Source organism: Pseudomonas sp. 01L34, assembly GCF_056400265.1.
In genome coordinates this window covers 43,380-65,600 of sequence record NZ_JBFTSX010000004.1, presented here as the reverse complement: position 1 = coordinate 65,600, position 22,221 = coordinate 43,380, and the positions used below count along the sequence as shown (strand labels likewise).

Here is a 22,221-nt window from a genome sequence, read left to right as displayed (position 1 = left end):
GGATCACGGCATTTCCGGCAATTCCTGCGGCCGCAAATCAAACACCAGTACCTCGGCATCCACGCCATTGCTCAAGGTCAGCACCTGTTCTTTGCGAACCCGTACGCCGTCGCCTTCCTGCAGCTGCAGGCCGTTCAGCTCGACACTGCCCCGCGCCACATGCACATAGGCGTAGCGATCGGCAGCCAGTTCCAGCGTGGCGCTTTCCTTGCCGTCGATCAGGCCGGCATACACCCGCGCATCCTGCCGGACTTTCAACGAGCCCTTGGCCCCATCCGGGGAGATGATCAACTGCAAGCGGCCGCGTTTTTTCTGGGTACTGAAATGCTCTTGCTGATAACGCGGTTTGGCGCCGCTGACGTCAGGCACGATCCAGATCTGCAGGAAGTGCACCGGGCGTGTCGATGAGTGGTTGTATTCACTGTGCGCCACGCCACTGCCGGCGCTCATCAGTTGCACATCGCCAGGGCGGATCACCGAACCGGTGCCTAAGGTGTCCTTGTGTTCCAGCGCGCCTTCGAGTACGTAGGAGAAGATCTCCATGTCGCGGTGAGGGTGCTGACCAAAGCCTTTGCCGGCGGCCACGCGGTCGTCGTTGATCACCAACAGGTCGGAAAAGCCCTGTTCCCGTGGGTTGCGGTAGTTGGCAAAGGAAAAGGTATGGAACGACTTCAACCAACCGTGATTGGCCGCACCGCGATCCGAAGCTTTGCGAAGGGTCAGCATGATGAAATCTCCTGTCAGGACGTGAATTCGTCCGAGTGAGGAGAAGGTTAATGTTTACCTTAAAGTGCAGTAAGTAGATGAAAATTGAAATACTGTCTCGTTCAGGTTGACAGTTGTGTGAACGGGTTCATGTATGCTTGTTGTTACATGTGGCCATAATGTCGGGCGCCAGACCCGTGGGCGGCGCAATGGTATTGAACAGTTCTCTATTAGTGACCTTGAACCCATGAAAACCGTGGCAATGGTGTTGTTCCCAGACTTTCTCCTGCTCGACATGGCCGGCCCCATGGAAGTGTTTTCCATCGCCAATCGTTATCTGCAACCGGCGGACCGATACGAGCTGTTGACCATCGGCACCGTGCAGGGCGCATTGCGGGCCTCCAACGGCGTGAGCGTACTGGCGGATCTGCACATCGATCAGGCTAACGAGCACTATGACCTGTTGCTGGTGCCAGGCGGGCCGGGGGCCTACAACGAAAAGTATCCGCCGCTGCTCGACTGGCTTCGGGGAGCCATCAGCCGTGCTGACCGATACGGGTCGATCTGCACCGGCGCGTTCGTGCTCGGGCATGCCGGATTGCTGGACGGCTTTCGCGTGACCACTCACTGGCATTACACCGAACGACTGATCAAAGGCTTCCCCAAGGCTGTCGTCGAGACCGATCAGATTTTCGTGCAGGACCGCAACCTCATCACTTCCGGCGGTGTCACCGCCGGTATCGACCTGGCGCTGGCGGTGGTTGCCCAGGACCACGGCAAGAAAGTCGCCCAGGACGTCGCCAAAGTGCTGCTGGTGGTGATGAAACGCCAGGGCGGGCAGGCGCAGTTCAGTCCATTGATGGCCGCGGTGGGCCCCCAGGAAACGCCGGTCACCCGGGTGCAGAACCATGTGCTCGAACACCTCGACGAAGCGTTCGGTATCGAGCGTATGGCCAGTCTGGTGAACATGAGTGCGCGGCACTTCGCCAGGGTTTTCACCCGGGAAGTGAATATGACGCCGATGGAGTTTCTACAAAGCGCGCGCATCGATCACGCCAGGAATCTGTTGGAAACCAGCGAGCTGCCGCTCAAGACCGTAGCCTATAAAAGTGGCTTCGGCAGCGTGCGGCACATGCGATTTCTTTTCAGTGAAAAGCTCGGCCTGACCCCCACCCAGTACCGCGAGCAGTTCAGTTAACGCGCTGTTGTCCGTCGTGCGCACCGCGATGACCGTGACGCTCCTCCCATGGCCGTTGTACCGTCACCCATGCCTGCCAAGATACCCGTGAACTCTTTTTTGGGAGGTGCGGAGCCTGGATGGGCGGGATCGATGGAGCTTGCAGTTCCTTGAGCCGAGCCAGGTTTTCAGCATATGAACGTGCATGAACAACCTCAGAGAGATAAACAGTGACACGGTGCTGCGGTTCGGGCCCTACGCATTCCACTTGCATCAGCGGTTGATCCTGGACGGTGATCGGCCGCTGCGCATGGGCGGGCGAGCCCTGGACATTTTGCAGGTGCTGGTTGAGCACGCTGGTGCGGTGGTCAGCAAAGAGGCGCTGATTGCCCACGTATGGCCGACCTCGGTGGTCGAGGAAATCAACTTGCGCGTCCACATTGCCGCCCTGCGCCGAGCGCTCGGCGATGGGCCGAACGGGCAGCCTTATATCGTTAATATTCCCCAGCGCGGTTATAGCTTCATCGCCCCGGTGCAGCACGATCGGGCGGGCACGCCGGTGCTGGTCGAAACCGTGCACAAGCCTCAACACAACTTGCCTGCGCGGCTCACACCGGTGACCGGTCGCGACTCGATCGTCGGCAGCGTGGTTCGGCAGTTGCCGGTTCGACGCTTCATGACCCTGATCGGCCCTGCTGGTATCGGCAAGACCACCGTGGCGTTGCGCGTGGCCGAGTTGCTGTTGCAGCACTATCGGGATGGTGTCTGGATGGTTGACCTGGCGGCCATCGATGACCCGTCGCAGCTTGTCGATCATCTGTCGCGCACGCTGGAACTGGACATTGGCGCAAAGGCGTTGGCGCAACGGCATGCCTTGGTGGTGCTCGACAACTGCGAACACCTGCTCGAACGTTGCAGGACAGTGGTGGACGATCTGTTGGCCTCGGCACCTCGACTGTCGATCCTCGCCACCAGTCGCGAACCGCTGCGAGCAGCGGGGGAAACGCTGCTGCGGTTACCGCCCCTGACGGTGCCGCCAGCCTCGGTGATTTATAGCGTGGACGAGGCCATGGGGTATTCAGCGGTGCAGCTGTTGGTCAGCCGCGCCCGAGCCCGTCAGCAAGGGTTTGCCTTGCGTCAACAGGATCTGAAGGCTGTGCGTGAAATCTGTCGTCGGCTGGATGGCTTGCCCCTGGCCATTGAGCTGGCGGCGGCGCAGATCGATGCATTGGCGCTGGTGGGGTTGCAAGCGCAACTGGGTAACTGTTTTCAGCTGTTGAGCCAAGGTCGACGCACCGCCGTGCCACGGCATCAGAATCTCAAAGCCGCACTGGACTGGAGCTATGAACGGCTGAGCCCGTTGGAACAGATCGTGTTGCAGCGGCTGGCGGTGTTCAAGATGGCGTTCACCCTGGACGCAGCGATTGGCGTGGTCAGTGGCGCGATGTTGCTGCCCGCAAGCCTGGTTAACGTGGTGGAGAGTCTGGCGAATAAATCGCTGCTGTCGGTGGAGCAGGGCAGCGGCGTGACGCGCTACCGTTTCCTCAATACCACGCGCACCTACGCCCTGGAGAAACTCGAAAACAGCGGTTACTTGCGTGCCTTCGAACTGCGTTATGAGCGCTACATCAGCCGGGCCCACGGGACATCAGTCGGGCAGGTCGCGCTGCAACTCGTCGAGTAACCGCCGGACTTTGATCAGGTCTGGTGTGGCGAAGCCTTCGGTGAAGCGCTGGTAAATCGGCGCCAGCAGCTCATGGGCTTGCCGGAAGTGGCCCTGACGCTGCCACAACTGGGCCAGCGATGTCGCACTGCGCAGTTCCCAGGCCAGCGCTCCCTGGTTTTTTGCCACGGCTAAAGCCTTGAGCAGCACCGCCTCGGCCGCGTCAGCACTGCTCGGGCAATCCTGCGCCAGTAACGCGTCGGCCCGAGCCCGCAGAATTTCTGCCGTGCTCCAGCCCGCCGCGCCGTTTTCGGCCCGCTCCAGCAACGCATCATCGATGAAACGGCTGCCCAGAGTGACCATGATTTCCTTGACCAACCCGGTGTCCGTTCGCGGGGATGAGGGCGCATCAGTTCCGTCGATCACCTGCGCGTAATGTTTGGCCCAGGTGTAGAACAGCAACACCGAGTGTTTCTTCGCCTGCTCAAGCAGCAAGGCCAGGAGCTCGCGGGCGACCGGCGTGTTGCCGTTGTAGTGCGCGATCAGGCAACCGGACAGCGCCAGGGTGTAGCAGATGGACGTGCCATGATTGATTTGCATCGCGATGTCGAGCGCCTGTCGTGCGGTATGCCAGGCTTTTTCCGGGAGCCCTTGCAGCCAGAGAATGCGCGCCAGAATCGTCAGGGCCGCCACGCTCTGGTCGTATTGCACGCCAAAGCCATGGGTGAAGCGGTTGAGCTGGCCGCTCTGGGCCAGACGTTGAATGACCTGTTCGGCATTCTCCCGCGCCAGTGCCTGATCCCCGGCAAAATGCAGGGCCAGGACCCGCAAGCGTTGGGTGCTGAGGGCCGTCATCGCGTCGTCGTGCGGCCTCAACCGCTCGAATTGTCGGCTCTGCTCCAGGGCCAGTTGGTAGTTGCCGCAACTGAGATCAACCGCCAGGTGCCCGGAAATCGCTTTGAGCTGACCGGCCATATCGTTGCAGTGTTCGGCCAGGTGTTTGGCGCTGACGAAGGCTTCGACGGCTTCGGTGCTATTGCCCTGGGTGTGGTAGCAGGAACTGCCGAGGGCAAGCTTGAGGTTCATGGTCAAACGCGGACAGGGCTGGTGCGTCGTTTCGAGCAACGCCAGGGCTTTGCGCACGTACGCGCCGTATTCCTTGAGCAGCGACAGCTCTTGCCAGAGCGGTGCCGAGGTCGCGGCGAGACGGATGGCCAAGGCCTGCGGCCCTTGAGCGTTCAAGCCCCAATCCAGGACTGCACGAATGTCGTCCAGGCTGCGGGCGTAACGCTCGGTCCAGCGCTCGCTCTGGGTGTGTTCCCATTCACTTTGCGCCTGCTGCATCAAGGCCAGGCAGCATTCGGCGTGGCGCTCTCGGGTGTCCGCCAGCTCTTGGGCCTGGTCGAGTTTTTCCAGCGCATAGCCACGCGTGGTGTCGAGCAGACGGTAGAACACTTCTTCATCGCCGACTTCCACGTTCAGCAATGACTTGGCCACCAATTGGGTAATCGAGGCAAACACCACATCGGGCTCGACGTACTGGCCGACAATCACGGCAGCCGCCGATTCCAGGGTAAAAGCGCCCCGGAATATCCCCAGTCGGCGCAGGCACGTCTGCTCGCAGGCATTGAGCAGTTCGAAGCTCCAGTCCAGCGTGGCGCGAAGGGTCTGATGGCGGCCCATGGTGGTCGGGCAGCCTTGGGCGAGCAGGCGAAAGCTGTCTTGCAGTTGCGACAGCAAGCCGCTCAAACCCAGGTTGCCGACTTGCGCCGCCGCCAGTTCGATCGCCAACGGAATGCCGTCCAGACGTCGGCAGATTTCAATCGCCAGCGGCAGGTCGGCTTCGCTCAGTTCGAAGCTGTCGTGGCTGGCCATCGCCCGCTCGACAAACAATTGCAGCGCCGAAAACGTCAGGGCCTGAGCGCGGTCGAGCAGGGCGATGGGAGGCGGGCAGTCCAGTGATTCCAGGCGCTGCACGTATTCGCCTTCGGCCCGCAGGCTTTCGCGACTGGTAGCCAGAATGTGCACTTGGGGTGCCGCGCGCAGGATGCTTTCGCTGAGCAACGCAATGGCATCGATCAGGTGTTCGCAGTTGTCGATGACCAGCAGCATCTGCCGTTCGCGCAAGCATGTGGCGAGCCCGTTCATGGGGTCGGCGTCATGCAACGGCAAGCCCAGCGCTGTCGCCAGGTGCGCGCCGATCATCAAAGGGCAGTTGATCGGTGCCAGGTCCACCAGGCGAATGCCGTCTCGATAGCGACCGATCAGTTGCTCGGCGACGCGCAGCGCCACGGTCGTCTTGCCGATCCCGCCGGGGCCCACGAGGGTGATGAAACGTTGCTGTGAGAGTTGCGCCAGCAGTCTGTCGACCAGGGCCTGACGGCCGATCATGCGAGTCCGGCGCACCGGCAGGTTATGGCCGCCCGGTTCATTGGCGTCGTTTTGGGGATGTTGTTCGATGGACTCCAGGGAAAACGGCGCGACAAAACTGTAGCCGCGCTGGGCGACGGTGACGATGTAACGCTGGCCGGCCTGACCGTCACCGAGGGCTTTGCGCAGTGCCGCCATGTGCACGCGCAGGTTGGTGTCTTCCACTACGCTTTTGGGCCAGACCCGCGCGATCAGTTGCTGCTTGCTCACCACCTGGCCTGCGTGCTCCAGCAACATCAACAGAATGTCCATGGCTTGCCTGCCCAGGCGCAGGGGCTGGTCGGCCTCCATCACCAGGCGTTGGCCAGGGTAGATCCGGTAGGGGCCGAAATGGATGGCCTGTTCGGGGGTAAGGGTCAACGGGTCACTCCTGCTTGCATCCGTCTATCGCGCGGTATCCAGGCATATTCCTAAGGTTTTTTCGGTAGCGCAACGTGGCGTCATACATCCCGGCAGCAGGTGCAACGGCTGCGGCCTTGCCGTCGGTGCCCGGCGGCCCCGTATTTATTGGACTCAGCGCTGGTGAACGGCACGCCGGGGCCATGGGTGTACGGCAGAAAATTAACAACGTTTAACTCGTACCGATCCGGTCTACGCTCAAAAATCCATTTCTTCAAGTAGCCGAAGGTATCGGCCTTTTTGCAACAGAAAGTGCAACAAAAAGCGTGCCGCAAAAAGGACGAACACTTCTGGAGGAGCCGGAATGAGCAACGTGGTGGTGGTCTATCACAGTGGTTACGGGCACACCCGGGTCATGGCCGAAGCCGTGGGCCTGGGGGTGGAACGACACTTGGGCAGCACCTGTCGGCTGATTCCGGTGGAGGAAGTGGACGATCACTGGGAGCGCTTGCACCGTGCCGATGCAATCATCTTCGGCGCCCCCACCTACATGGGCAGCGCCTCGGCAGCCTTCAAGGGTTTCATGGAGGCCACCGCCTCGTTCTACCTGGCCCAGCCCTGGCGCGACAAGCTCGCTGCCGGGTTTACCAACTCCGGATGCCTGTGTGGCGACAAGCTCAATACCTTGCTGCAGATGGCGGTGTTCGCCGCCCAGCACTCGATGATCTGGGTCGGCCTCGACCTGCTGCCGGCGCGCAGCAGCCTCGGCCTGTTCGACGGGCAGTTGAACCGGCTCGGCAGTTCGCTGGGGGCGATGGCCCAATCGAACGTCGAGCAATCCCCCGAATTTGCTCCGCCCCTGGAAGACCGCCGCACCGCCGCACATTTGGGCGAGCGGGTGGCGCGCCTGGCCGAACGCCTGGCTCAAACCTCTTGTTAATCGTCGTAAACCCATGCATCAGGAGAGTCGTAATGAGCACCTTTACTACCCGAGACGGCACCGAGATTTACTACAAGGACTGGGGCACCGGTCAGCCGATCGTCTTCAGCCACGGTTGGCCGTTGAACGCCGACAGTTGGGAGTCGCAGATGATCTTCCTGGCCTCCAAAGGCTACCGGGTCATCGCCCATGACCGCCGTGGTCACGGCCGTTCGAGCCAGCCATGGTTCGGCAATGACATGGACACCTACGCCGATGACCTGGCGCAGTTGATCGAGCATCTGGATCTGCAAAACGCTGTGTTGTTCGGTTTCTCCACTGGCGGTGGCGAAGTGGCGCGCTACATCGGTCGCTACGGTACTGGACGCGTGGCCAAGGCCGGGCTGATTTCATCGGTGCCGCCGCAGATGCTCAAGACCGAGGCCAACCCGGGCGGCCTGCCGATGGAAGTGTTCGACGGTATTCGTCAGGCGTCTTTGGTCGACCGTTCGCAGTTGTACAAGGATCTGGCCAGCGGTCCGTTCTTCGGTTTCAACCGGCCGGGTGCCAAACCTTCGCAAGGCATGATCGACTGGTTCTGGCTGCAGGGCATGGCTTCCGGCCACAAGAATGCGTACGACTGCATCAAGGCGTTCTCTGAAACCGACTTCACCGAAGACCTGAAGAAGTTCGACGTGCCGACCCTCGTGGTGCATGGCGACGACGATCAGGTGGTGCCGATTGAAGCCTCGGGCATCGCCTCGGCAAAACTGGTCAAGGGCTCCACATTGAAAGTCTATCCGGGAGCTCCACACGGCCTGACCGATACCCACAAGGATCAACTCAACGAAGATCTGCTGGCGTTCATCAAGGGCTGATCAAAATCAAAGGCGCCGGCGCCTACAGGGACATGTGAGCACCTGTAGGCGCTGGCGAAGGCTGCGATCTTTTGCTGTTGTGAGAGGGAAGAGTAAGCATGGCACGGCAGCGCCAGGCAAACGGTGTGATGCCTTCGCTGCGGGTGAAGATATGGGAGAAATGCGCCTGGTCGCAGAAGCCACATTCCAGGCTGATTTGCGTCAGGGTCAGGTCGGTGTTCTGGATCAATTGTTTGGCCCGGGCAATGCGTTGCTGTCGGATCCAGTCCTGCGGCGAAACACCGGTGCTGCATTTGAACGCACGGGAAAAATGACTGCGCGACAGGGCACAGACCCGTGCCAGTTCGGTCACTTCCAGGGTGTCGTCGAGGTGGTCGAGGATCAGTTGCTTGACCAGAGTTTCGCGCCAGGGGCTAAGGCCCCCCGTGGTTTTTTTTTGCGTTTCAATGGCACACGCCTTGATCGCGTTTTGCTGAATGAGAGCCATGGCCAATGTCCGTGTCGATGGGCGCGCGCGGATGCACTGCACGGTGGGTCAGCACGTTCCCTTGTTTTAGAAACAAGTCTGCGCAGAAGGCTTCATTCTTGGCCGCGAGGACTTTGGCTTGCGAGTTAAACGTTGTTAATTCCGCAGTCAGGCTTAAGGGTGAAAATGCGCCAACTGAGCACATCACTGCAATTCGCACCGATGCACGGTCATGCAAGATGGGCGACGTGTAGCGGCCTGGACTGGGCCGCTTTTTCTGGCTCGATCAAGGGTGATCTCATGAAGCAATCCCGCGTTTGCACACTTGGCGGACTTGGCCTGGCATTGGCGCTGATGTCTGGCATCAGCCTGGCCCAGGCACCGGCTCAGGTGAACACTCAGGTGCCCGGCTATTACCGGCTCGCGGTGGGCGACTACGAGGTGACGGCGTTGTTCGATGGCTACAACGACCTGTCGCCCAAACTGCTCGAGGGGCTGACCCAAGACCAGATCCGCGCGTTGCTGGCTCGTCGTTCGATTGAAACGCCGGGGGTGCAAACCGCGTTCAATGCGTTTCTGGTGAATACCGGCAAACAATTGATTCTGGTGGATACCGGAGCAGGGCAGTGCATCGGTGCCACGGCGGGCCAACTGTCGGCGAACATGAAAGCCGCCGGTTACCAGCCGGAACAGGTCGATACCATCCTGCTCACTCACCTGCATCTGGATCATGTGTGCGGGTTGGTGGATGGGCAGCAAAAGCCCGTGTTCGCCAACGCAACGGTGTACGCGGCCAAGGCAGAAGCCGATTACTGGCTTGATCCCCAGGCCATGGCCAAGGCACCGGCCGGTGCCAGGGAATTCTTCAAGATCGCCCAGGACTCAACCGCGCCGTATATCGCGGCGGGCCGTTTCAAAACCTTTACTGCCGGGCAGTCGCCAGTGCCGGGCGTTGTCGATGCCGAGCTGGAGGCCGGGCACACACCGGGCAGTACCACGTATCGGTTCAACTCCCAAGGTCAGAGCATTCTGTTCATGGGCGATCTGGTGCATAACCTGGCGGTGCAGTTCGAGCATCCCGAGGTGTCGATCCGTTTCGACGTCGACAATCAGCAGGCGATCAAGAGCCGCGCCAAGGTGTTCAGCGATGCGGCGGCCAGCAAGATCTGGGTCACGGCGGCGCATTTGCCGTTTCCGGGTGTCGGCCATATCACCGCTGTGGACAAGCATTTCCAGTGGGTACCGATCGAGTACGGGCCTTACAAACGAGCGGCGAAAGTGCCGATGATCGAGTAAAGTCCGACACACTTGCGCCTGGCTGAACACAAAAGGGAACCGTGCCCATGAACCGTAACGATCTGCGCCGTGTCGACATGAACCTGCTGGTGATTTTCGAAGCGCTGATGTTCGAAAAGAACCTGACCCGAGTCGCCGAAAAACTGTTCATGGGCCAACCGGCGGTGAGCGCCGCGCTGGGCCGGTTGCGTGATTTGTTCGACGATCCGTTGTTGCTGCGCAACGGTCGCGGCATGGAACCGACGGCGCGGGCGCTGGCGATTCTCAAGGAGCTGCAACCAGCGATGGACACCATCTCGGGGGCGGTCAGCCGGGCCAAGGAATTCGACCCGGCCAGCAGCTGCGATGTGTTTCGTATCGGGCTGTCGGACGACGCCGAGTTCGGGCTGTTTCCGCCGTTGCTGCGCCAGTTGCAGGAAGAGGCACCGGGGATCGTGGTTGTGGTACGCCGTGCCAATTATCTGTTGATGCCGACGTTGCTGGCGTCGGGGGAAATCTCGGTGGGGGTGAGTTACACCACGGATCTGCCGGCCAATGCCAAACGCAAAAAACTGCGCGACATTCCCTGCAAAGTCCTGCGCGGAGACAGCAGACCGGGGCCGCTGACGCTGGACGAATACTGCTCCCGCCCGCATGCCATGGTGTCGTTCTCCGGCGACTTGAGCGGCAACATCGACGTCGATTTGGCCAAGGTCGGCCGCACCCGCCGCGTGGTGCTCGGCGTACCGCAATTCAGTGGTTTGCGCGCGTTGCTCGCTGGCACGGAAATGATTGCCACTGTCCCGGACTATGCCGCGTGCGCGTTGGTGGAGGGCTGTGCCTTGCGCGCCGAAGATCCGCCGTTTCCCATTGATGCGGCGCAACTGTCGATGGCCTGGAGCGGGGTGCATGACAACGATCCTGCCGAGAAATGGCTGCGGTCGCGGATCAGCCAGTTCATGTCGGCCTCGCTGGATATTCCGGCTGTGTAAGGCGAAACCGCGCCGCGCCGTTCGTCCGAAACAGCCGCACACCTATAAGTTCTGACAGTAGCGCGTGCCCGCGCGTCGGTGTGTGATTCATTCAATGCTCTTTCGGGGGCCGGATCGATCATGCACAGGGACAGAACAATGAACATCGCTACCGCCACAGTGAACGCCGGCAGCCCACCGCCTCCTGTCATCCAGGAAAGCGCCAATCAGTCCCTCCTCAATCCGGTGGACGTGAGGAATACCCTCACGATCGAGGTGACCGATCCGACGTTGCAGCCCACCGACCAGGTGAGTGTGGCCTGGACAGGTGCACCGGGCTCCGGAGCAAACGGCTCTCTCACTACGGCTTTCATCAACGCCGGTAACACTCGGCCGCTGGTGATTCGAATCCCGGTTTCGCTAGTACTCTTCAATCTGAGCCAGACGGTGACGGTGACTTACACCATCATTCGCGGCACCGCTGCACCCGTGACTTCAGAGCCACAGGTCGTGTACGTGCTGCCTCTGGCGCAACGCGATTTGCCTCGTCCCGTCATCACCCAGGCAGAACAGTCCGGGGAAGGTCCGATACTGGACATCAATGGCCTGACCGACATTACCCTGCGTATCAACGCGTGGCCCTTGAGCGCTCGGGGTCAATTCCTTTGGTTGGGGCTTGAGGGCAAGAACGCCGACGGCAGCGATTTCCGTATGAGGTACTGGAGTGCGCCGAGCAATGTCATCACTGACGAATTCATCCGTTTCGGTTTTTACGAGCGAAGCCACTCCGCCAATGCCTTGCAAGGGCTCAAGGACCGCAGCGTACTGACCCTGAAGTTGATGGTGGGGCTGCAAGGGAGCCCGGATGAGTCCCTTGCCCAGCCGTTTGCCCATCGAAACTATATCGTCCTGACAAACGCAGCGACCCCGCCCGCGATCTTGTCGGTCACCGGTCCCGACGGCCAGGACATCGCCGATGGCGCAGACACCCCTCACACTAGCGTTACGTTAAGCGGCAGTGCCGGGGCTGGCGATGAAGTGGAAATTTTTGATGGGCCAACCCCCCAAGGCACGGTCATAGCTGTTGGTAGCGCCTGGACGTATAAGGTGGCTGTATTGACGGGCGGCTTGCACGTTTTCACGGTTAAGCCGGCGGATGGCAGTGGAGGGGCGTCCAGCCCATGGACAATCAACGTTGTGCTGCAAAACCTGGAGCTGACGATTGCAGAGGCGCCTGATAACGGCAATCTGGATCCTATTGCGGCATTGACGAGGCTGACGGCTGTCCTGGATTACAACATGCAGGCCGATGACAGGATCAGGGTCATCTGGACTGCTGCGCCAGGAACACCCGCTGCGGGCTCACACACCACCAATACCGTTCAGGCCGGCACTACCATCCGACCCAGGATAATCCAGCTGCCCGTTTCGCTGTTGGCTTTCAGCTTGGGCAAACGGGTGACGGTGAGCTTCGAATATGATCGCGGAACAGCACTCCCGGTGGTTTCACGGCCGCTTGTCCTGAACATCGGGACTATTCCGGCAAACTGGTTCGTCCCTCCGGTAATCACCCAGGCGAACGGTACGACGGTGCTGAATCTGGCCAATGTGCAAGCCGGGGCAACGCTCCTGTTTGGCGGTTGGCCGCTTATTGCCTCCGGTCAGCCGATCTGGCTGGATTTTGAGGGCCAGAACGCCAGTGGGGGCAGCCACAATCTCACCATGTGGACGGGCCCCAACTTCGCAGTCCATCGAAGTTGGGTGTTGAACGGCCGCTACAGCGTTACCGTTTTGTACAGTTATTTGAAGGAACTGGCGGAAGGCAGCACATTGTCCATTCACTTCAGGGTCAATATGGATCAGGTCCCGAATCCGGCGACGGCGGTGGTCTTCGCCGCACGTCAGTACATCATTCGGGCCATTCCTTGAAGAAGGGCTGGCGGGAGGTGTGTTTAACGGCGTTTATCGTTACTTGATGAAAGCTACAGATCCTTGCGCCGTTGCCTACGACTGCGCCAGAATCCGCCGGCTTGTGCGCTTTGGGCCTGGTCTTTATCGTTTCCGTATCGCTGCCAATCAGCGATCGGGTTTAGCGACTCGGACTATCAAAGTGCATCAGTGCTCCAGACTTTATTGCCGACTTTTGACGTCTGCATAACGTTATGGTGGCTGTATGCGGGAGACTCTCGGGTCTACCGGGTGCCTTTGACCGGTTCGCTAACCTGCATACAGTCGCCACTCTTACTTGTTTAGCGACAGGTTCTGGTGGTGCTATTTCCAAAGGAGATTCACCATGTTCAAAGCCACACCTAATCCGCCAGCAACCGATGACGTTTCCCCCTACGATCCCCTCGATCCCAAAAAACTCAACGAAGCCGCCGAACGCGCCCTCGATCACTACCTCAAACCGTCTGACACCAAGTCCCCACGCAAACCGAGCACGATTTACACCGTCGCCCCGGACATCAACATCGAAGAGCTGCTGACCAATGCCTGCGAGTCCTTTGCCTCGGCCAAGGTGATCGCCAGTGACTGCGCCGGATTTCTGGAGGGGCCGCAGCGCAATACGATACTGGGCGTCGCGCAGCTCATCATGTTCGGCGAGTTGGCGGTGAGTCGGGCGCTGGACAGTCTGGAGCTGAAGGCCAACCCGGCCCTATGACCTGATCCCCTGTGGCGAGGGGGCTTGCCCCCGTTCGGCTGCGCAGCAGTCGTAGAACCTGTGCATGCGGTTTGCCAGACAGACGGTGACTGCAGGTTTTGGGTCTGCTTCGCAGCCCAACGGGGGCAAGCCCCCTCGTCACAGGGGTTGCGTTGTCTGTGTATGGCGTTCCAGCCGTACAAAGAGAGCACGTACATTCAATTTTTCCCTACCCCTTGGCGGCACTATTCAATCCAATGATTGAACAGGGGTGAGTCATGAACGCTTCGCAAAGGGATGAACAGGCGCGGGATGTCGGGCTGCTGTTTCTGCGGGTCAGCGGTGGTCTGTTTCTGCTGTGGGTGCACGGCTTGCCCAAGCTGCTGGACTTCAGTGCGCAGCTGCAACTGATCGAAGACCCGTTCCACCTCGGTGCCCACCTCACCCTCAGCCTGGCGATTTTCGCCGAAGTGCTATGCCCGCTGCTGATTGTCGCTGGTGTTCTGGCGCGTCTGGCGTGCTTGCCTATTCTGTTTGTGCTGCTGGTGGCGCTGCTGGTCGTGCACCCGCAATGGAGTGTGGCCGAAGGGCAGTTCGGCTGGCTGTTGTTGATCATCTTCACCTCTGTGTTTATCGCCGGGCCTGGACGGCTGGCGCTCAATGTTCGTTTGCCCGGAGTGCTCCGTTATGTCTGAAGCCCAAACTCAAAAAGCGCCGGGGTCCGATGAGATCGTGACGCTGATCGTCAAGCACCGGGTCAAGGCCGGTTTCGAAGCAGCCTATGAAGCCTGGCTGCGCAACATCGTCAGCGTAGCGGGGCGCACGGAAGGGCATCTGGGCGTGGACGTGATCCGCGGCAAGAACGCGGGCCTGGACATGTTCACCTGCGTGCTGCGCTTTTGCTCCACCGAGGCCATGCAGCACTGGCTCGATTCGCCGCAACGTCAGGCGCTGATCGATGAAGCCGCGCCGATGCTGGCCGACGGCGACCAGACCGAGGTCAACCCGGTCAACGAATTCTGGTTTGCGCCGCTGGCCGATGCCGCCTCGCCGCCACCGCGCTGGAAGCAGGCCGTGGTGTCGTTGCTGGTGATTCTGCCGCACACCTTGCTGGTGCCGCTGCTCTGGGGGCCGCTGCTCAAACTCAACGCTTTTCTCTCCAACTACCTGGTCGCCACGTTCCTGATCACCCTGACCATCGTGGTGTCGGTGGTGTACGTGTGCATGCCGGCCGCGACTCGCTTGTTTGCGCCGTGGCTGACGGCCAGTCAGCCACGGGAGCACCTCGAATCCAACGCAAATTCGCCGCGCTGAGCCGGCGCTTTTTTGCTTCATTTCACTGATGACGAAGGAACTGCGATGAACGCCGATCTGATTCTGTTCAATGGTCAATTTCATACCGTAGACCGCGAAAAGCCCCTCGCCAGCGCCGTGGCGATCAAGGGCGGCCGCTTCGTCGCGGTCGGCACCGACGCCGAAGCCATGGCCCTGCGCGGCTCGGGCACCCAGGTGATCGACCTCAAGGGTCGCTGTGTCATCCCTGGCCTCAACGACTCGCACCTGCACCTGATCCGTGGCGGTTTGAACTACAACCTCGAACTGCGCTGGGAAGGCGTGCCGTCCCTGGCTGATGCGTTGCGCATGCTCAAGGAGCAAGCCGACCGCACACCGACGCCGCAATGGGTACGGGTAGTCGGTGGCTGGAACGAATTCCAGTTTGCCGAGAAGCGCATGCCGACCCTGGAAGAGCTCAACCAGGCGGCGCCGGACACCCCGGTGTTCGTGCTGCATTTGTACGACCGCGCCTTGCTCAACCGCGCTGCATTGCGGGTTGCCGGTTACACCCGCGACACGCCGAACCCGCCGGGTGGCGAAATCGTGCGTGATGCCAACGGCAATCCGACCGGCATGTTGGTCGCAAGGCCGAACGCGATGATCCTGTACTCGACCCTGGCCAAGGGGCCGAAGCTGCCGCTTGAGTATCAGGTCAACTCGACCCGCCAGTTCATGCGTGAGCTCAACCGCCTCGGCCTGACCAGCGCGATCGATGCCGGCGGTGGTTTCCAGAATTACCCGGACGATTACCAGGTGATCGAGCAGTTGGCGAAAGATGATCAACTGACCGTGCGTATCGCCTACAACCTGTTTACCCAGAAGCCGAAAGAAGAGCTGACCGATTTCCAGAACTGGACTGGCAGCGTCAAGTTGCACCAGGGCGACGACTACCTGCGGCACAACGGCGCCGGCGAGATGCTGGTGTTCTCGGCGGCGGACTTCGAGGACTTCCTCGAACCGCGTCCGGACCTGCCGCAGACCATGGAGCAGGAGCTGGAACCGGTGGTTCGCCACCTGGTGGAACAGCGCTGGCCGTTCCGTTTGCACGCCACTTACAACGAATCGATCAGCCGCATGCTCGACGTGTTCGAGAAGGTCAACCGCGACATTCCGTTCAACGGCCTGCCATGGTTCTTCGACCACGCTGAAACCATCACCCCACAGAACATCGAGCGGGTAAGGGCGCTGGGCGGTGGCATTGCGATCCAGGACCGCATGGCGTTCCAGGGTGAATATTTTGTCGACCGCTACGGCAAGCAGGCTGCCGAATCTACGCCACCGATCAAGCGCATGCTGGCCGAGGGTGTACCGGTCGGCGCCGGCACCGATGCCACGCGAGTGTCTAGCTACAATCCATGGACCTCGCTGTACTGGATGGTCAGCGGCCGTACCGTCGGTGGTCTGGCGCTGTATGAGGAAGGTTTGCCGCGCACCACTGCACTGGAACTGTTCACCCATGGCAGTGCCTGGTTCTCGTCCGAGCAGGGCAAGAAGGGCCAGATCAAGGTCGGGCAACTGGCGGACCTGGTAGCACTGAGCGCGGACTTCTTCAGCGTCGAGGAAGAAGCGATCAAGTGGATCGAGTCGGTATTGACCGTGGTCGGCGGCAAGGTGGTGTACGCCGCCGGCGACTTCGAAAAACTCGGACCTGTCAGCCTGCCGGTGCTGCCGGACTGGTCGCCGGTGGCGAAGGTTCCGGGACACTGGCGGCCGAACGCGCCGATGCAGGCGCAGGTGCACCAGTGCAGCGGCCCGTGCGCCGTGCATACCCACAGCCATGAGAAGGCCCGTATGTCGAACGTGCCGGTGAGTGACTTCGCCGGTTTCTGGGGCGCCTTCGGCTGTTCCTGCTTCGCGTTCTGAGTCTTGCAACAAAAGCGTCGGCCATGTGTGGTCGACGCTTCACTCACCACCCTCCGAGGAGTTTCACATGAGCAACGTTCCTTACAAACGTCTGAACAAAGATGACGCCGTTGTGCTGCTGGTCGATCACCAGACCGGCCTGATCTCTCTGGTGCAGGATTTCTCGCCCAACGAATTCAAGAACAACGTGCTGGCCCTGGGCGACATCGCCAAATTCTTCAACCTGCCGACCATCCTCACCACCAGTTTCGACGCAGGCCCGAACGGCCCGATCGTGCCTGAACTGCGCGAGCAATTCCCGGACGCGCCGTTCATTCAGCGTCCAGGCCAGATCAACGCCTGGGACAACGAAGACTTCGTCAAAGCCATCAAGGCCACCGGTCGCAAGCAACTGATCATCGCCGGCGTGGTGACTGACGTCTGCGTGGCGTTCCCAACCCTGTCGGCCATCGCCGAAGGTTTTGAAGTGTTCGTGGTAACCGACTCTTCCGGCACCTTCAACACCACCGTGCAACAAGCGGCGTGGGCACGCATGTCGGCGGCGGGTGCACACCTGCTGAACTGGTTCGCCGTGGCCTGCGAGCTGCAAGGCGACTGGCGCAACGACATGGAAGGCCTGGCCAACCTGTTGTCCCAGCGTCTGCCGAACTACCGCAACCTGATCAACAGCTACACCAAGTTCACCGCCAAGTAAGGCGTTGAAGAAAAATGCCCGCGATGTGCGGGCATTTTTTTGTACTGCTCGAATGTCCTCTGCATCAGCGCTTCTGCAACCATCCCAGAAACCCACCTTTCCTGATCGGCACCGGTTTGGCCATCAACGCCAGCCGACTGTTTTGCTGGCGCACCGCCTGCAACTTGTTCAACGCCCGGCCCACTTCGCTGCGCTGTTCCATGCACTGGCGGGTCAGGTTCTTGTCCAGACGGTAGATGATCGAAGATGTCAGCGCGGTGAACGTTGCCTGCGACGGCGTATCGGCCAGGATGCTCTGTTCGCCCATGACTTCGCTCGGCCCCATGCGACCGGCCTCGGTGAAACCATTGCCGTCCGGCACGCTGGCGCTGACGACGCCAGTGGCGATCACGAACAGGCTGTCCGGCACTTCAGCCAGATCCAGCACCACCTCGCCGGCGGCGTATTGTTGCGCGACCATCGATTCGGCGAGGCGGTCGCGTTCCTCATGGCTCAGCGAGCGGAAAATCTTCACTTCATCGAGCAGTGCGCGGGCGCGGGTCGAGGGTTCGATCACGCCGTCGGGGTGCCGCGAGATGCCGGCTGCTTCCAGATGGCGATGGGCGAGGTCGAACAATTGATTGCGCACGTCGCTCTTTTTGCCCAGCTCGGCGATGAACCCGCTGACCACGTATTCGGACATCTCTTCGCCAGCCTCTTTGAGCACCGCTTTTGGCGCGGGCGAGAGCAACAGACTGCTGCTGCCTTGCAGCGTGCGGTCGAGGGCGTCGAGCACCCGGCGTGGGCGGATGTGGTTCGCCACCTTGATGCTGATCGACACCCCGTGCAGGTTGTTCGGGCGGCTGAGGTTGACGATCTTGGCCTTGGCCGCCACCGAGTTCGGCACCACGGCCATCGTGCCGGCGCTGCTCAACAGGTGCGTGGCGCGCCAGTTAATGTCCAGCACTTTGCCTTCGACGCCATCGATCACCACAAAGTCGTCCACCTGATAGGGTTTGGTGGTGTTGAGCACAATGCCGGAGAACACGTCAGCCAACGTACTTTGCAGCGCCAGACCGACCACGATGGCGAACACGCCGGAAGTCGCCAGCAGACCCTTGACCGGCAGATCGAGCACATAACCGGCGGCCGCGACGATAGAGGCCAGAAACACCAGCGCACCGATCACGTCCTGCAGCAAACGGCCGCTGTGACCTATGCGACGCATCAGCACCAGACCGAACACCTCGGTGAGCACTCGTGCGGCGTACAACCACCAGATAATCCCCAGCGCCGTTGCACCGAGTTGCGCCACCGGGTCATCGGCAACCAACGGTGTCTGCAACGGGCTGACGCCAGCGTTGATAATCAGCGCGCTGAACGCCAGAAACAGCACCAGCCGCACACCGACCTTTGGCGCGCGATGCTTGAACGGGACGAGGTGCCAGAGCAGGGCGTCGAGCACCAGCAGCAGGGCGCTCCAAGGCAACAGGTGGGCAGAGAAAAGGCTCATGGATTGCACTCCAGCGGGCACAAAAAAACTCGCCACACCCTGAGGTGTGGCGAGAGGTTGGGCTTAGTTCAGATGCGTCTTGAGCTCAGCCGCGGCCTGACGTACCGCCGCTTTGACTTCCGGAATCTGATTCAGCGGATTGAGCAGGCCAAAGTCATGAATCATCCCGTTGTAGCGCACCGAGGTCACCGGCACACCGGCCGCATCGAGGTGGCGGGCGTAGCCTTCGCCTTCGTCACGCAGCACGTCGAATTCGGCGGTCTGCACCAGTGCCGCAGGCAGGCCCTTGAGTTGTTCGGCGCTGGCATTCAGCGGCGAGGCATGGATCTGCGCACGCTCGGCCGGGTTGGTGGTGTAGTTGTCCCAGAACCACTGCATCATCCCTTTGGTGAGGAAGTGCCCTTCGGCGAATTGCTGGTACGAGCCGTCGTCGAACTGTGCGTTGGTCACCGGCCACATCAACAGCTGGAAGCGCAGGGCAGGGGTTTTCTGTTCCTTGGCCATCAGCGCCACGACTGCCGCCATGTTGCCGCCGACGCTGTTGCCGGCCACCGCCAGTCGCTTGCCGTCGACACCGATCTCTTTGCCATGCTCGGCCACCCATTTGGTCGCGGTGTAGGCCTGGTTGATGGCGGTCGGGTAGTGCGCTTCCGGCGACGGCGTGTAGTCGACGTATACCGCGACTGCGCCGGAGCCCACCACCAGGTCACGGATCAGGCGCTGGTGAGTCGGGAAGTCGCCCAGTACCCAGCCGCCACCGTGGAAGAACATGAACACCGGCAACTCGCCCTTGACCTTGGCCGGACGCACCACTTTCAGGTTGATGGTCTGGCCGTCGACCTTGATCGCCTTGTCGCTGACTTCAACACCCGACAGATCTACCTTCACCGAAGCCTGGGCACCGGTCAGCACCGCGCGGGCGTCTTTCGGGCTCAGTTGTTCCAGCGGTTTGCCACCGCCGGCGGCGAGGGCATCGAGGAAGGCCTGGGTGTTGTGTTCGACACCGGGGCTGCCAGCGGCGAATGCGTTGCCGATGGACAGGGCGAGAACGGAAGTGGCGAGGGTTTTCTTGATGTTCATGTGCAAATCCTTTTTAAATCGTTTGAGTTTTTATGCCTTGGGATCGGGCTGCTGTGGCGCTGGGGTTCAGGCCTCAGCAACACCGTGAGCACAGATTAATAAGATGTCTGAAAGCGAAAAAGCGGCTATAAAGCGATTAACTGTCAACCAGAGAGTGACAATGAACCCGTTCGAAGACATGCGTATTTTTTGCCAGGTCATGGACTCCGGCAGCTTCACGGCGGCGGCCGATCAGTTGGGCCTGTCCAAGCAGTTCGTCAGCCGTCGGCTGATGCAACTCGAAGAGCGCCTCGGTGTGCGCCTGCTCAATCGCTCCACCCGACGGCTGGACGTCACCCCGCTGGGGCAGAGTTATTACGAATCGGCCCTGCGCCTGCTCAGTGAAGTCGAGCAAGTGGAGCAGGGCATCGCCGGCCAGACCATCGAGCCTCGCGGGACCATTCGCCTGAGTGCACCGTTGTCGTTTGCCGTGGCGCATTTGGGCTGTTTGCTGCCAGTATTTTTGCAGCGTTATCGCGACGTCACCATCGAGGTCGACCTGAGTGATCGTCCGGTGGACTTGCTCGGTGAGGGATACGATTTGGCTTTGCGCATCGGCGTGCTGGAAGACTCGACACTGATCGCCCGGCGCATCGCCGTCATCGAGCGGGTGTACTGCGCCAGCCCGGCGTATCTGGCCGAACGTGGCACGCCGCTTGAACCCGAGGAGTTGCACAGCCACGATTGCCTGCCGTACGGCCATGGCCGCCAAGTGCAATGGCGGTTCGAAGGGCGGGGCAAACCGCTGACCGTCAATGTCACCGGGCGGATGCGGGTGAACAACGGTGAACTGCTCAAGGACGCGGCCATCGCCGGCATGGGTATCACGTACTTGCCGACCTTCATCGTCGATTCGGCCCTGGAAGACGGTCGGCTGGTGCCGGTACTGGATGATTTCCGCCCCGAGCCGCTGACCTTGTCGGCGGTCTACCCGCAGCACCGTCAGGCCTCGCGACCGGTGCAGGCGTTGATCGAGTTCTTGCGTGAGCGGTTGAACCAATAGGAGGGTGCACGCCATCGTTGATTACAAGATCGCAACAAACCCCTGATGTGGTTTTTCCTGACGCTGATCTAGACTCGTGCCGGTCAATCAAAGGCCCGGAATCTGGAGCGTGCAATGGAAATGCCGACAAAGGAAAAAGCCATCGCCAGCAATCGCGATGCATGGAATGACTCCGCCCAACACCACAAAGACACCCCCGAATGGCGGGCCCGTTTGAGAGCGGTGAGCCATGGCGATTTTTCCTGCCTGGATGACACCCTCACCGGGTTGCTCCAACAGGTCGGTGTCGACGGCAAGGATGTGGTGCAACTGGGCTGTAACAATGGCCGGGAAAGCCTTTCACTGTTTGCGCTGGGGGCCCGCAGCGCAGTGGGCGTCGACCAGTCCGGAGCCTTTCTCGATCAGGCCCGGGAGCTGGCATCCCGTTCGCCTCATCAGCCCGAATTCATCGAGGCTGATATCCATCACCTGCCGACTGAGCTGCACCAACGCTTCGACGTGGCGCTGATCACCATCGGCGTATTGAACTGGATGCCGGACATCGGTGAGTTCATGCGCCATGTCGCGCAAACCCTCAAGTCCGGCGGCAGTCTGGTGATTTACGAAACCCACCCGTTCCTGGAAATGTTCGACCCCGAGTCAGCCGATCCCTATCGCCCGGACAGCTCGTATTTTCGCAGTGAGCCTTTCGTCCAGGACCAACCGATCGTCTACGAAGGCAAAGTCGAACAGCAGGCCTCGGCGTCCTACTGGTTCGTCCACCCCCTGAGTGCCATCTTCACCGGTGCCGTCGAAGCGGGGTTGCAGATCAGCCACTTCAAGGAGTACCCGCATTCCAACCGCGAAGAACTCTACGATCAGTATCAGCAGCAAAAGGCGCAGTTGCCGTTGTGTTACACGTTGGTGGCGGTGAAGCGAGCGACGTAGTGCCTGGGGTATTTTCAGAGCGTTGAGTGATTTGCCGCGTGCCCTGGTTGCGCGCAGAGATCAATGCCCAAGGCATGAATGACCTTTAGAACCGTATCAAAACGTGGTTTCGCCCCGGGTGCGAAGGCCTTGTACAGGCTTTCGCGCCCCATTCCGGAATCTTTGGCAATTTGTGTCATGCCGCGAGCCTTTACCACGTAGCCGATAGCACGAAGAAACTCTTCGTTGTCGCCGTCTGCCAATACCTGAGAGAGGTATTCGCTGATGGCTTCGTCACTGTCGAGCAGTGCCGCCATGTCGAAAGCAGTCAAAGTCTGGCCCATG

General features: G+C 60.6%; 20 protein-coding genes. 14 read left to right on the top strand and 6 right to left on the bottom strand.

Annotation, left to right across the window (positions count from 1 at the left end):
* Nucleotides 1–3: 3 nt before the first annotated feature.
* Nucleotides 4–726: a pirin family protein gene (locus tag AC1DQM_RS12460; RefSeq protein ID WP_018925544.1), complete on the bottom strand. Its 723-nt coding sequence runs from the start codon at nt 724–726 to the stop codon at nt 4–6.
* Between the two features lie 226 nt (nt 727–952).
* Between AC1DQM_RS12460 and AC1DQM_RS12455 the strand changes: the two genes are divergently transcribed.
* Together AC1DQM_RS12455 and AC1DQM_RS12450 are read left to right on the top strand one after the other, a co-directional pair.
* Nucleotides 953–1,903: a GlxA family transcriptional regulator gene (locus AC1DQM_RS12455; RefSeq protein WP_018925545.1), complete on the top strand. Its 951-nt coding sequence runs from the start codon at nt 953–955 to the stop codon at nt 1,901–1,903.
* A gap of 184 nt (nt 1,904–2,087) precedes the next feature.
* The gene (locus AC1DQM_RS12450) at nt 2,088–3,566 is read left to right on the top strand and encodes an ATP-binding protein (RefSeq protein ID WP_064618767.1); all 1,479 of its coding nucleotides are present in this window, start codon (nt 2,088–2,090) and stop codon (nt 3,564–3,566) included.
* Here AC1DQM_RS12450 and AC1DQM_RS12445 read toward each other — a convergent pair.
* Nucleotides 3,531–6,335: an ATP-binding protein gene (locus tag AC1DQM_RS12445; RefSeq protein WP_477746261.1), complete on the bottom strand. Its 2,805-nt coding sequence runs from the start codon at nt 6,333–6,335 to the stop codon at nt 3,531–3,533. The two genes, AC1DQM_RS12450 and AC1DQM_RS12445, sit on opposite strands and share 36 nt — an antisense overlap.
* A gap of 343 nt (nt 6,336–6,678) precedes the next feature.
* On the opposite strand from AC1DQM_RS12445, the gene AC1DQM_RS12440 reads away from it, so the two are divergent.
* The gene (locus AC1DQM_RS12440; protein WP_018925548.1) at nt 6,679–7,254 is read left to right on the top strand and encodes a flavodoxin family protein; all 576 of its coding nucleotides are present in this window, start codon (nt 6,679–6,681) and stop codon (nt 7,252–7,254) included.
* Nucleotides 7,255–7,286: 32 nt separating this feature from the next.
* Entirely contained in the window at nt 7,287–8,111 is an 825-nt protein-coding gene (locus tag AC1DQM_RS12435; protein ID WP_018925549.1) for an alpha/beta fold hydrolase, read from the top strand.
* Between the two features lie 22 nt (nt 8,112–8,133).
* Here AC1DQM_RS12435 and AC1DQM_RS12430 read toward each other — a convergent pair whose 3' ends face one another.
* Nucleotides 8,134–8,598 carry a helix-turn-helix domain-containing protein gene (locus AC1DQM_RS12430; protein ID WP_028941289.1) on the bottom strand — a complete coding sequence of 155 codons (465 nt, stop codon included), beginning with the start codon at nt 8,596–8,598 and terminating at the stop codon, nt 8,134–8,136.
* A 279-nt stretch (nt 8,599–8,877) separates the two neighbouring features.
* Between AC1DQM_RS12430 and AC1DQM_RS12425 the strand changes: the two genes are divergently transcribed.
* From AC1DQM_RS12425 to ycaC, 8 genes are all read left to right on the top strand, one after another.
* Entirely contained in the window at nt 8,878–9,873 is a 996-nt protein-coding gene (locus AC1DQM_RS12425) for an MBL fold metallo-hydrolase (protein WP_018925551.1), read from the top strand.
* Nucleotides 9,874–9,920: 47 nt separating this feature from the next.
* Complete coding sequence (locus AC1DQM_RS12420) at nt 9,921–10,844, top strand: LysR family transcriptional regulator (RefSeq protein WP_111454050.1); 924 nt, start codon at nt 9,921–9,923, stop codon at nt 10,842–10,844.
* 138 nt (nt 10,845–10,982) lie between these two features.
* A complete protein-coding gene (locus AC1DQM_RS12415) occupies nt 10,983–12,752 on the top strand; it encodes a hypothetical protein (protein ID WP_477746260.1) in 1,770 nt (589 codons plus the stop codon).
* A 364-nt stretch (nt 12,753–13,116) separates the two neighbouring features.
* Nucleotides 13,117–13,485: a DUF6124 family protein gene (locus tag AC1DQM_RS12410; protein ID WP_086944973.1), complete on the top strand. Its 369-nt coding sequence runs from the start codon at nt 13,117–13,119 to the stop codon at nt 13,483–13,485.
* Nucleotides 13,486–13,742: 257 nt separating this feature from the next.
* Nucleotides 13,743–14,159, top strand: a complete 417-nt coding sequence (locus tag AC1DQM_RS12405) for a DoxX family protein (RefSeq protein WP_064618759.1) — start codon at nt 13,743–13,745, stop codon at nt 14,157–14,159.
* Entirely contained in the window at nt 14,152–14,778 is a 627-nt protein-coding gene (locus AC1DQM_RS12400; RefSeq protein WP_028941292.1) for an antibiotic biosynthesis monooxygenase, read from the top strand. Before AC1DQM_RS12405 ends, AC1DQM_RS12400 begins: the two co-directional genes overlap by 8 nt.
* 45 nt (nt 14,779–14,823) lie before the next feature.
* On the top strand, nt 14,824–16,662 hold the full coding sequence (locus tag AC1DQM_RS12395) for an amidohydrolase (RefSeq protein WP_018925557.1): 1,839 nt from the start codon (nt 14,824–14,826) through the stop codon (nt 16,660–16,662).
* Nucleotides 16,663–16,729: 67 nt separating this feature from the next.
* Nucleotides 16,730–17,356, top strand: a complete 627-nt coding sequence (gene ycaC / locus AC1DQM_RS12390; RefSeq protein ID WP_028941293.1) for an isochorismate family cysteine hydrolase YcaC — start codon at nt 16,730–16,732, stop codon at nt 17,354–17,356.
* A 64-nt stretch (nt 17,357–17,420) separates the two neighbouring features.
* Here ycaC and AC1DQM_RS12385 read toward each other — a convergent pair whose 3' ends face one another.
* On the bottom strand, nt 17,421–18,848 hold the full coding sequence (locus AC1DQM_RS12385; RefSeq protein ID WP_138867892.1) for a mechanosensitive ion channel family protein: 1,428 nt from the start codon (nt 18,846–18,848) through the stop codon (nt 17,421–17,423).
* Nucleotides 18,849–18,911: 63 nt separating this feature from the next.
* A complete protein-coding gene (locus AC1DQM_RS12380) occupies nt 18,912–19,928 on the bottom strand; it encodes an alpha/beta hydrolase (protein WP_018925560.1) in 1,017 nt (338 codons plus the stop codon).
* 160 nt (nt 19,929–20,088) lie between these two features.
* On the opposite strand from AC1DQM_RS12380, the gene AC1DQM_RS12375 reads away from it, so the two are divergent.
* Both AC1DQM_RS12375 and AC1DQM_RS12370 read left to right on the top strand, forming a co-directional pair.
* On the top strand, nt 20,089–20,970 hold the full coding sequence (locus AC1DQM_RS12375) for a LysR family transcriptional regulator (RefSeq protein WP_477746259.1): 882 nt from the start codon (nt 20,089–20,091) through the stop codon (nt 20,968–20,970).
* A gap of 114 nt (nt 20,971–21,084) precedes the next feature.
* Nucleotides 21,085–21,897 (top strand): class I SAM-dependent methyltransferase, encoded by an 813-nt coding sequence (locus AC1DQM_RS12370; protein WP_477746258.1) that lies wholly within the window; start codon nt 21,085–21,087, stop codon nt 21,895–21,897.
* Nucleotides 21,898–21,911: 14 nt separating this feature from the next.
* Here the strand turns inward: AC1DQM_RS12370 and AC1DQM_RS12365 are convergent, their stop codons facing one another.
* Nucleotides 21,912–22,220, bottom strand: coding sequence for an addiction module antidote protein (locus AC1DQM_RS12365; protein WP_018925563.1), 309 nt, complete (start codon nt 22,218–22,220; stop codon nt 21,912–21,914).
* Nucleotide 22,221: the final 1 nt, after the last annotated feature.

What these genes read in the sequence shown, in the direction of transcription:
- AC1DQM_RS12460 (WP_018925544.1), bottom strand. Translation starts at nt 726, where the DNA reads ATGCTGACCCTTCGCAAAGCTTCGGATCGCGGTGCGGCCAATCACGGT.
- AC1DQM_RS12455 (WP_018925545.1), top strand. Translation starts at nt 953, where the DNA reads ATGAAAACCGTGGCAATGGTGTTGTTCCCAGACTTTCTCCTGCTCGAC.
- AC1DQM_RS12450 (WP_064618767.1), top strand. Translation starts at nt 2,088, where the DNA reads ATGAACAACCTCAGAGAGATAAACAGTGACACGGTGCTGCGGTTCGGG.
- AC1DQM_RS12440 (WP_018925548.1), top strand. Translation starts at nt 6,679, where the DNA reads ATGAGCAACGTGGTGGTGGTCTATCACAGTGGTTACGGGCACACCCGG.
- AC1DQM_RS12435 (WP_018925549.1), top strand. Translation starts at nt 7,287, where the DNA reads ATGAGCACCTTTACTACCCGAGACGGCACCGAGATTTACTACAAGGAC.
- AC1DQM_RS12430 (WP_028941289.1), bottom strand. Translation starts at nt 8,598, where the DNA reads ATGGCTCTCATTCAGCAAAACGCGATCAAGGCGTGTGCCATTGAAACG.
- AC1DQM_RS12425 (WP_018925551.1), top strand. Translation starts at nt 8,878, where the DNA reads ATGAAGCAATCCCGCGTTTGCACACTTGGCGGACTTGGCCTGGCATTG.
- AC1DQM_RS12420 (WP_111454050.1), top strand. Translation starts at nt 9,921, where the DNA reads ATGAACCGTAACGATCTGCGCCGTGTCGACATGAACCTGCTGGTGATT.
- AC1DQM_RS12415 (WP_477746260.1), top strand. Translation starts at nt 10,983, where the DNA reads ATGAACATCGCTACCGCCACAGTGAACGCCGGCAGCCCACCGCCTCCT.
- AC1DQM_RS12410 (WP_086944973.1), top strand. Translation starts at nt 13,117, where the DNA reads ATGTTCAAAGCCACACCTAATCCGCCAGCAACCGATGACGTTTCCCCC.
- AC1DQM_RS12405 (WP_064618759.1), top strand. Translation starts at nt 13,743, where the DNA reads ATGAACGCTTCGCAAAGGGATGAACAGGCGCGGGATGTCGGGCTGCTG.
- AC1DQM_RS12400 (WP_028941292.1), top strand. Translation starts at nt 14,152, where the DNA reads ATGTCTGAAGCCCAAACTCAAAAAGCGCCGGGGTCCGATGAGATCGTG.
- AC1DQM_RS12395 (WP_018925557.1), top strand. Translation starts at nt 14,824, where the DNA reads ATGAACGCCGATCTGATTCTGTTCAATGGTCAATTTCATACCGTAGAC.
- ycaC (WP_028941293.1), top strand. Translation starts at nt 16,730, where the DNA reads ATGAGCAACGTTCCTTACAAACGTCTGAACAAAGATGACGCCGTTGTG.
- AC1DQM_RS12385 (WP_138867892.1), bottom strand. Translation starts at nt 18,848, where the DNA reads ATGAGCCTTTTCTCTGCCCACCTGTTGCCTTGGAGCGCCCTGCTGCTG.
- AC1DQM_RS12380 (WP_018925560.1), bottom strand. Translation starts at nt 19,928, where the DNA reads ATGAACATCAAGAAAACCCTCGCCACTTCCGTTCTCGCCCTGTCCATC.
- AC1DQM_RS12375 (WP_477746259.1), top strand. Translation starts at nt 20,089, where the DNA reads ATGAACCCGTTCGAAGACATGCGTATTTTTTGCCAGGTCATGGACTCC.
- AC1DQM_RS12370 (WP_477746258.1), top strand. Translation starts at nt 21,085, where the DNA reads ATGGAAATGCCGACAAAGGAAAAAGCCATCGCCAGCAATCGCGATGCA.
- AC1DQM_RS12365 (WP_018925563.1), bottom strand. Translation starts at nt 22,220, where the DNA reads ATGGGCCAGACTTTGACTGCTTTCGACATGGCGGCACTGCTCGACAGT.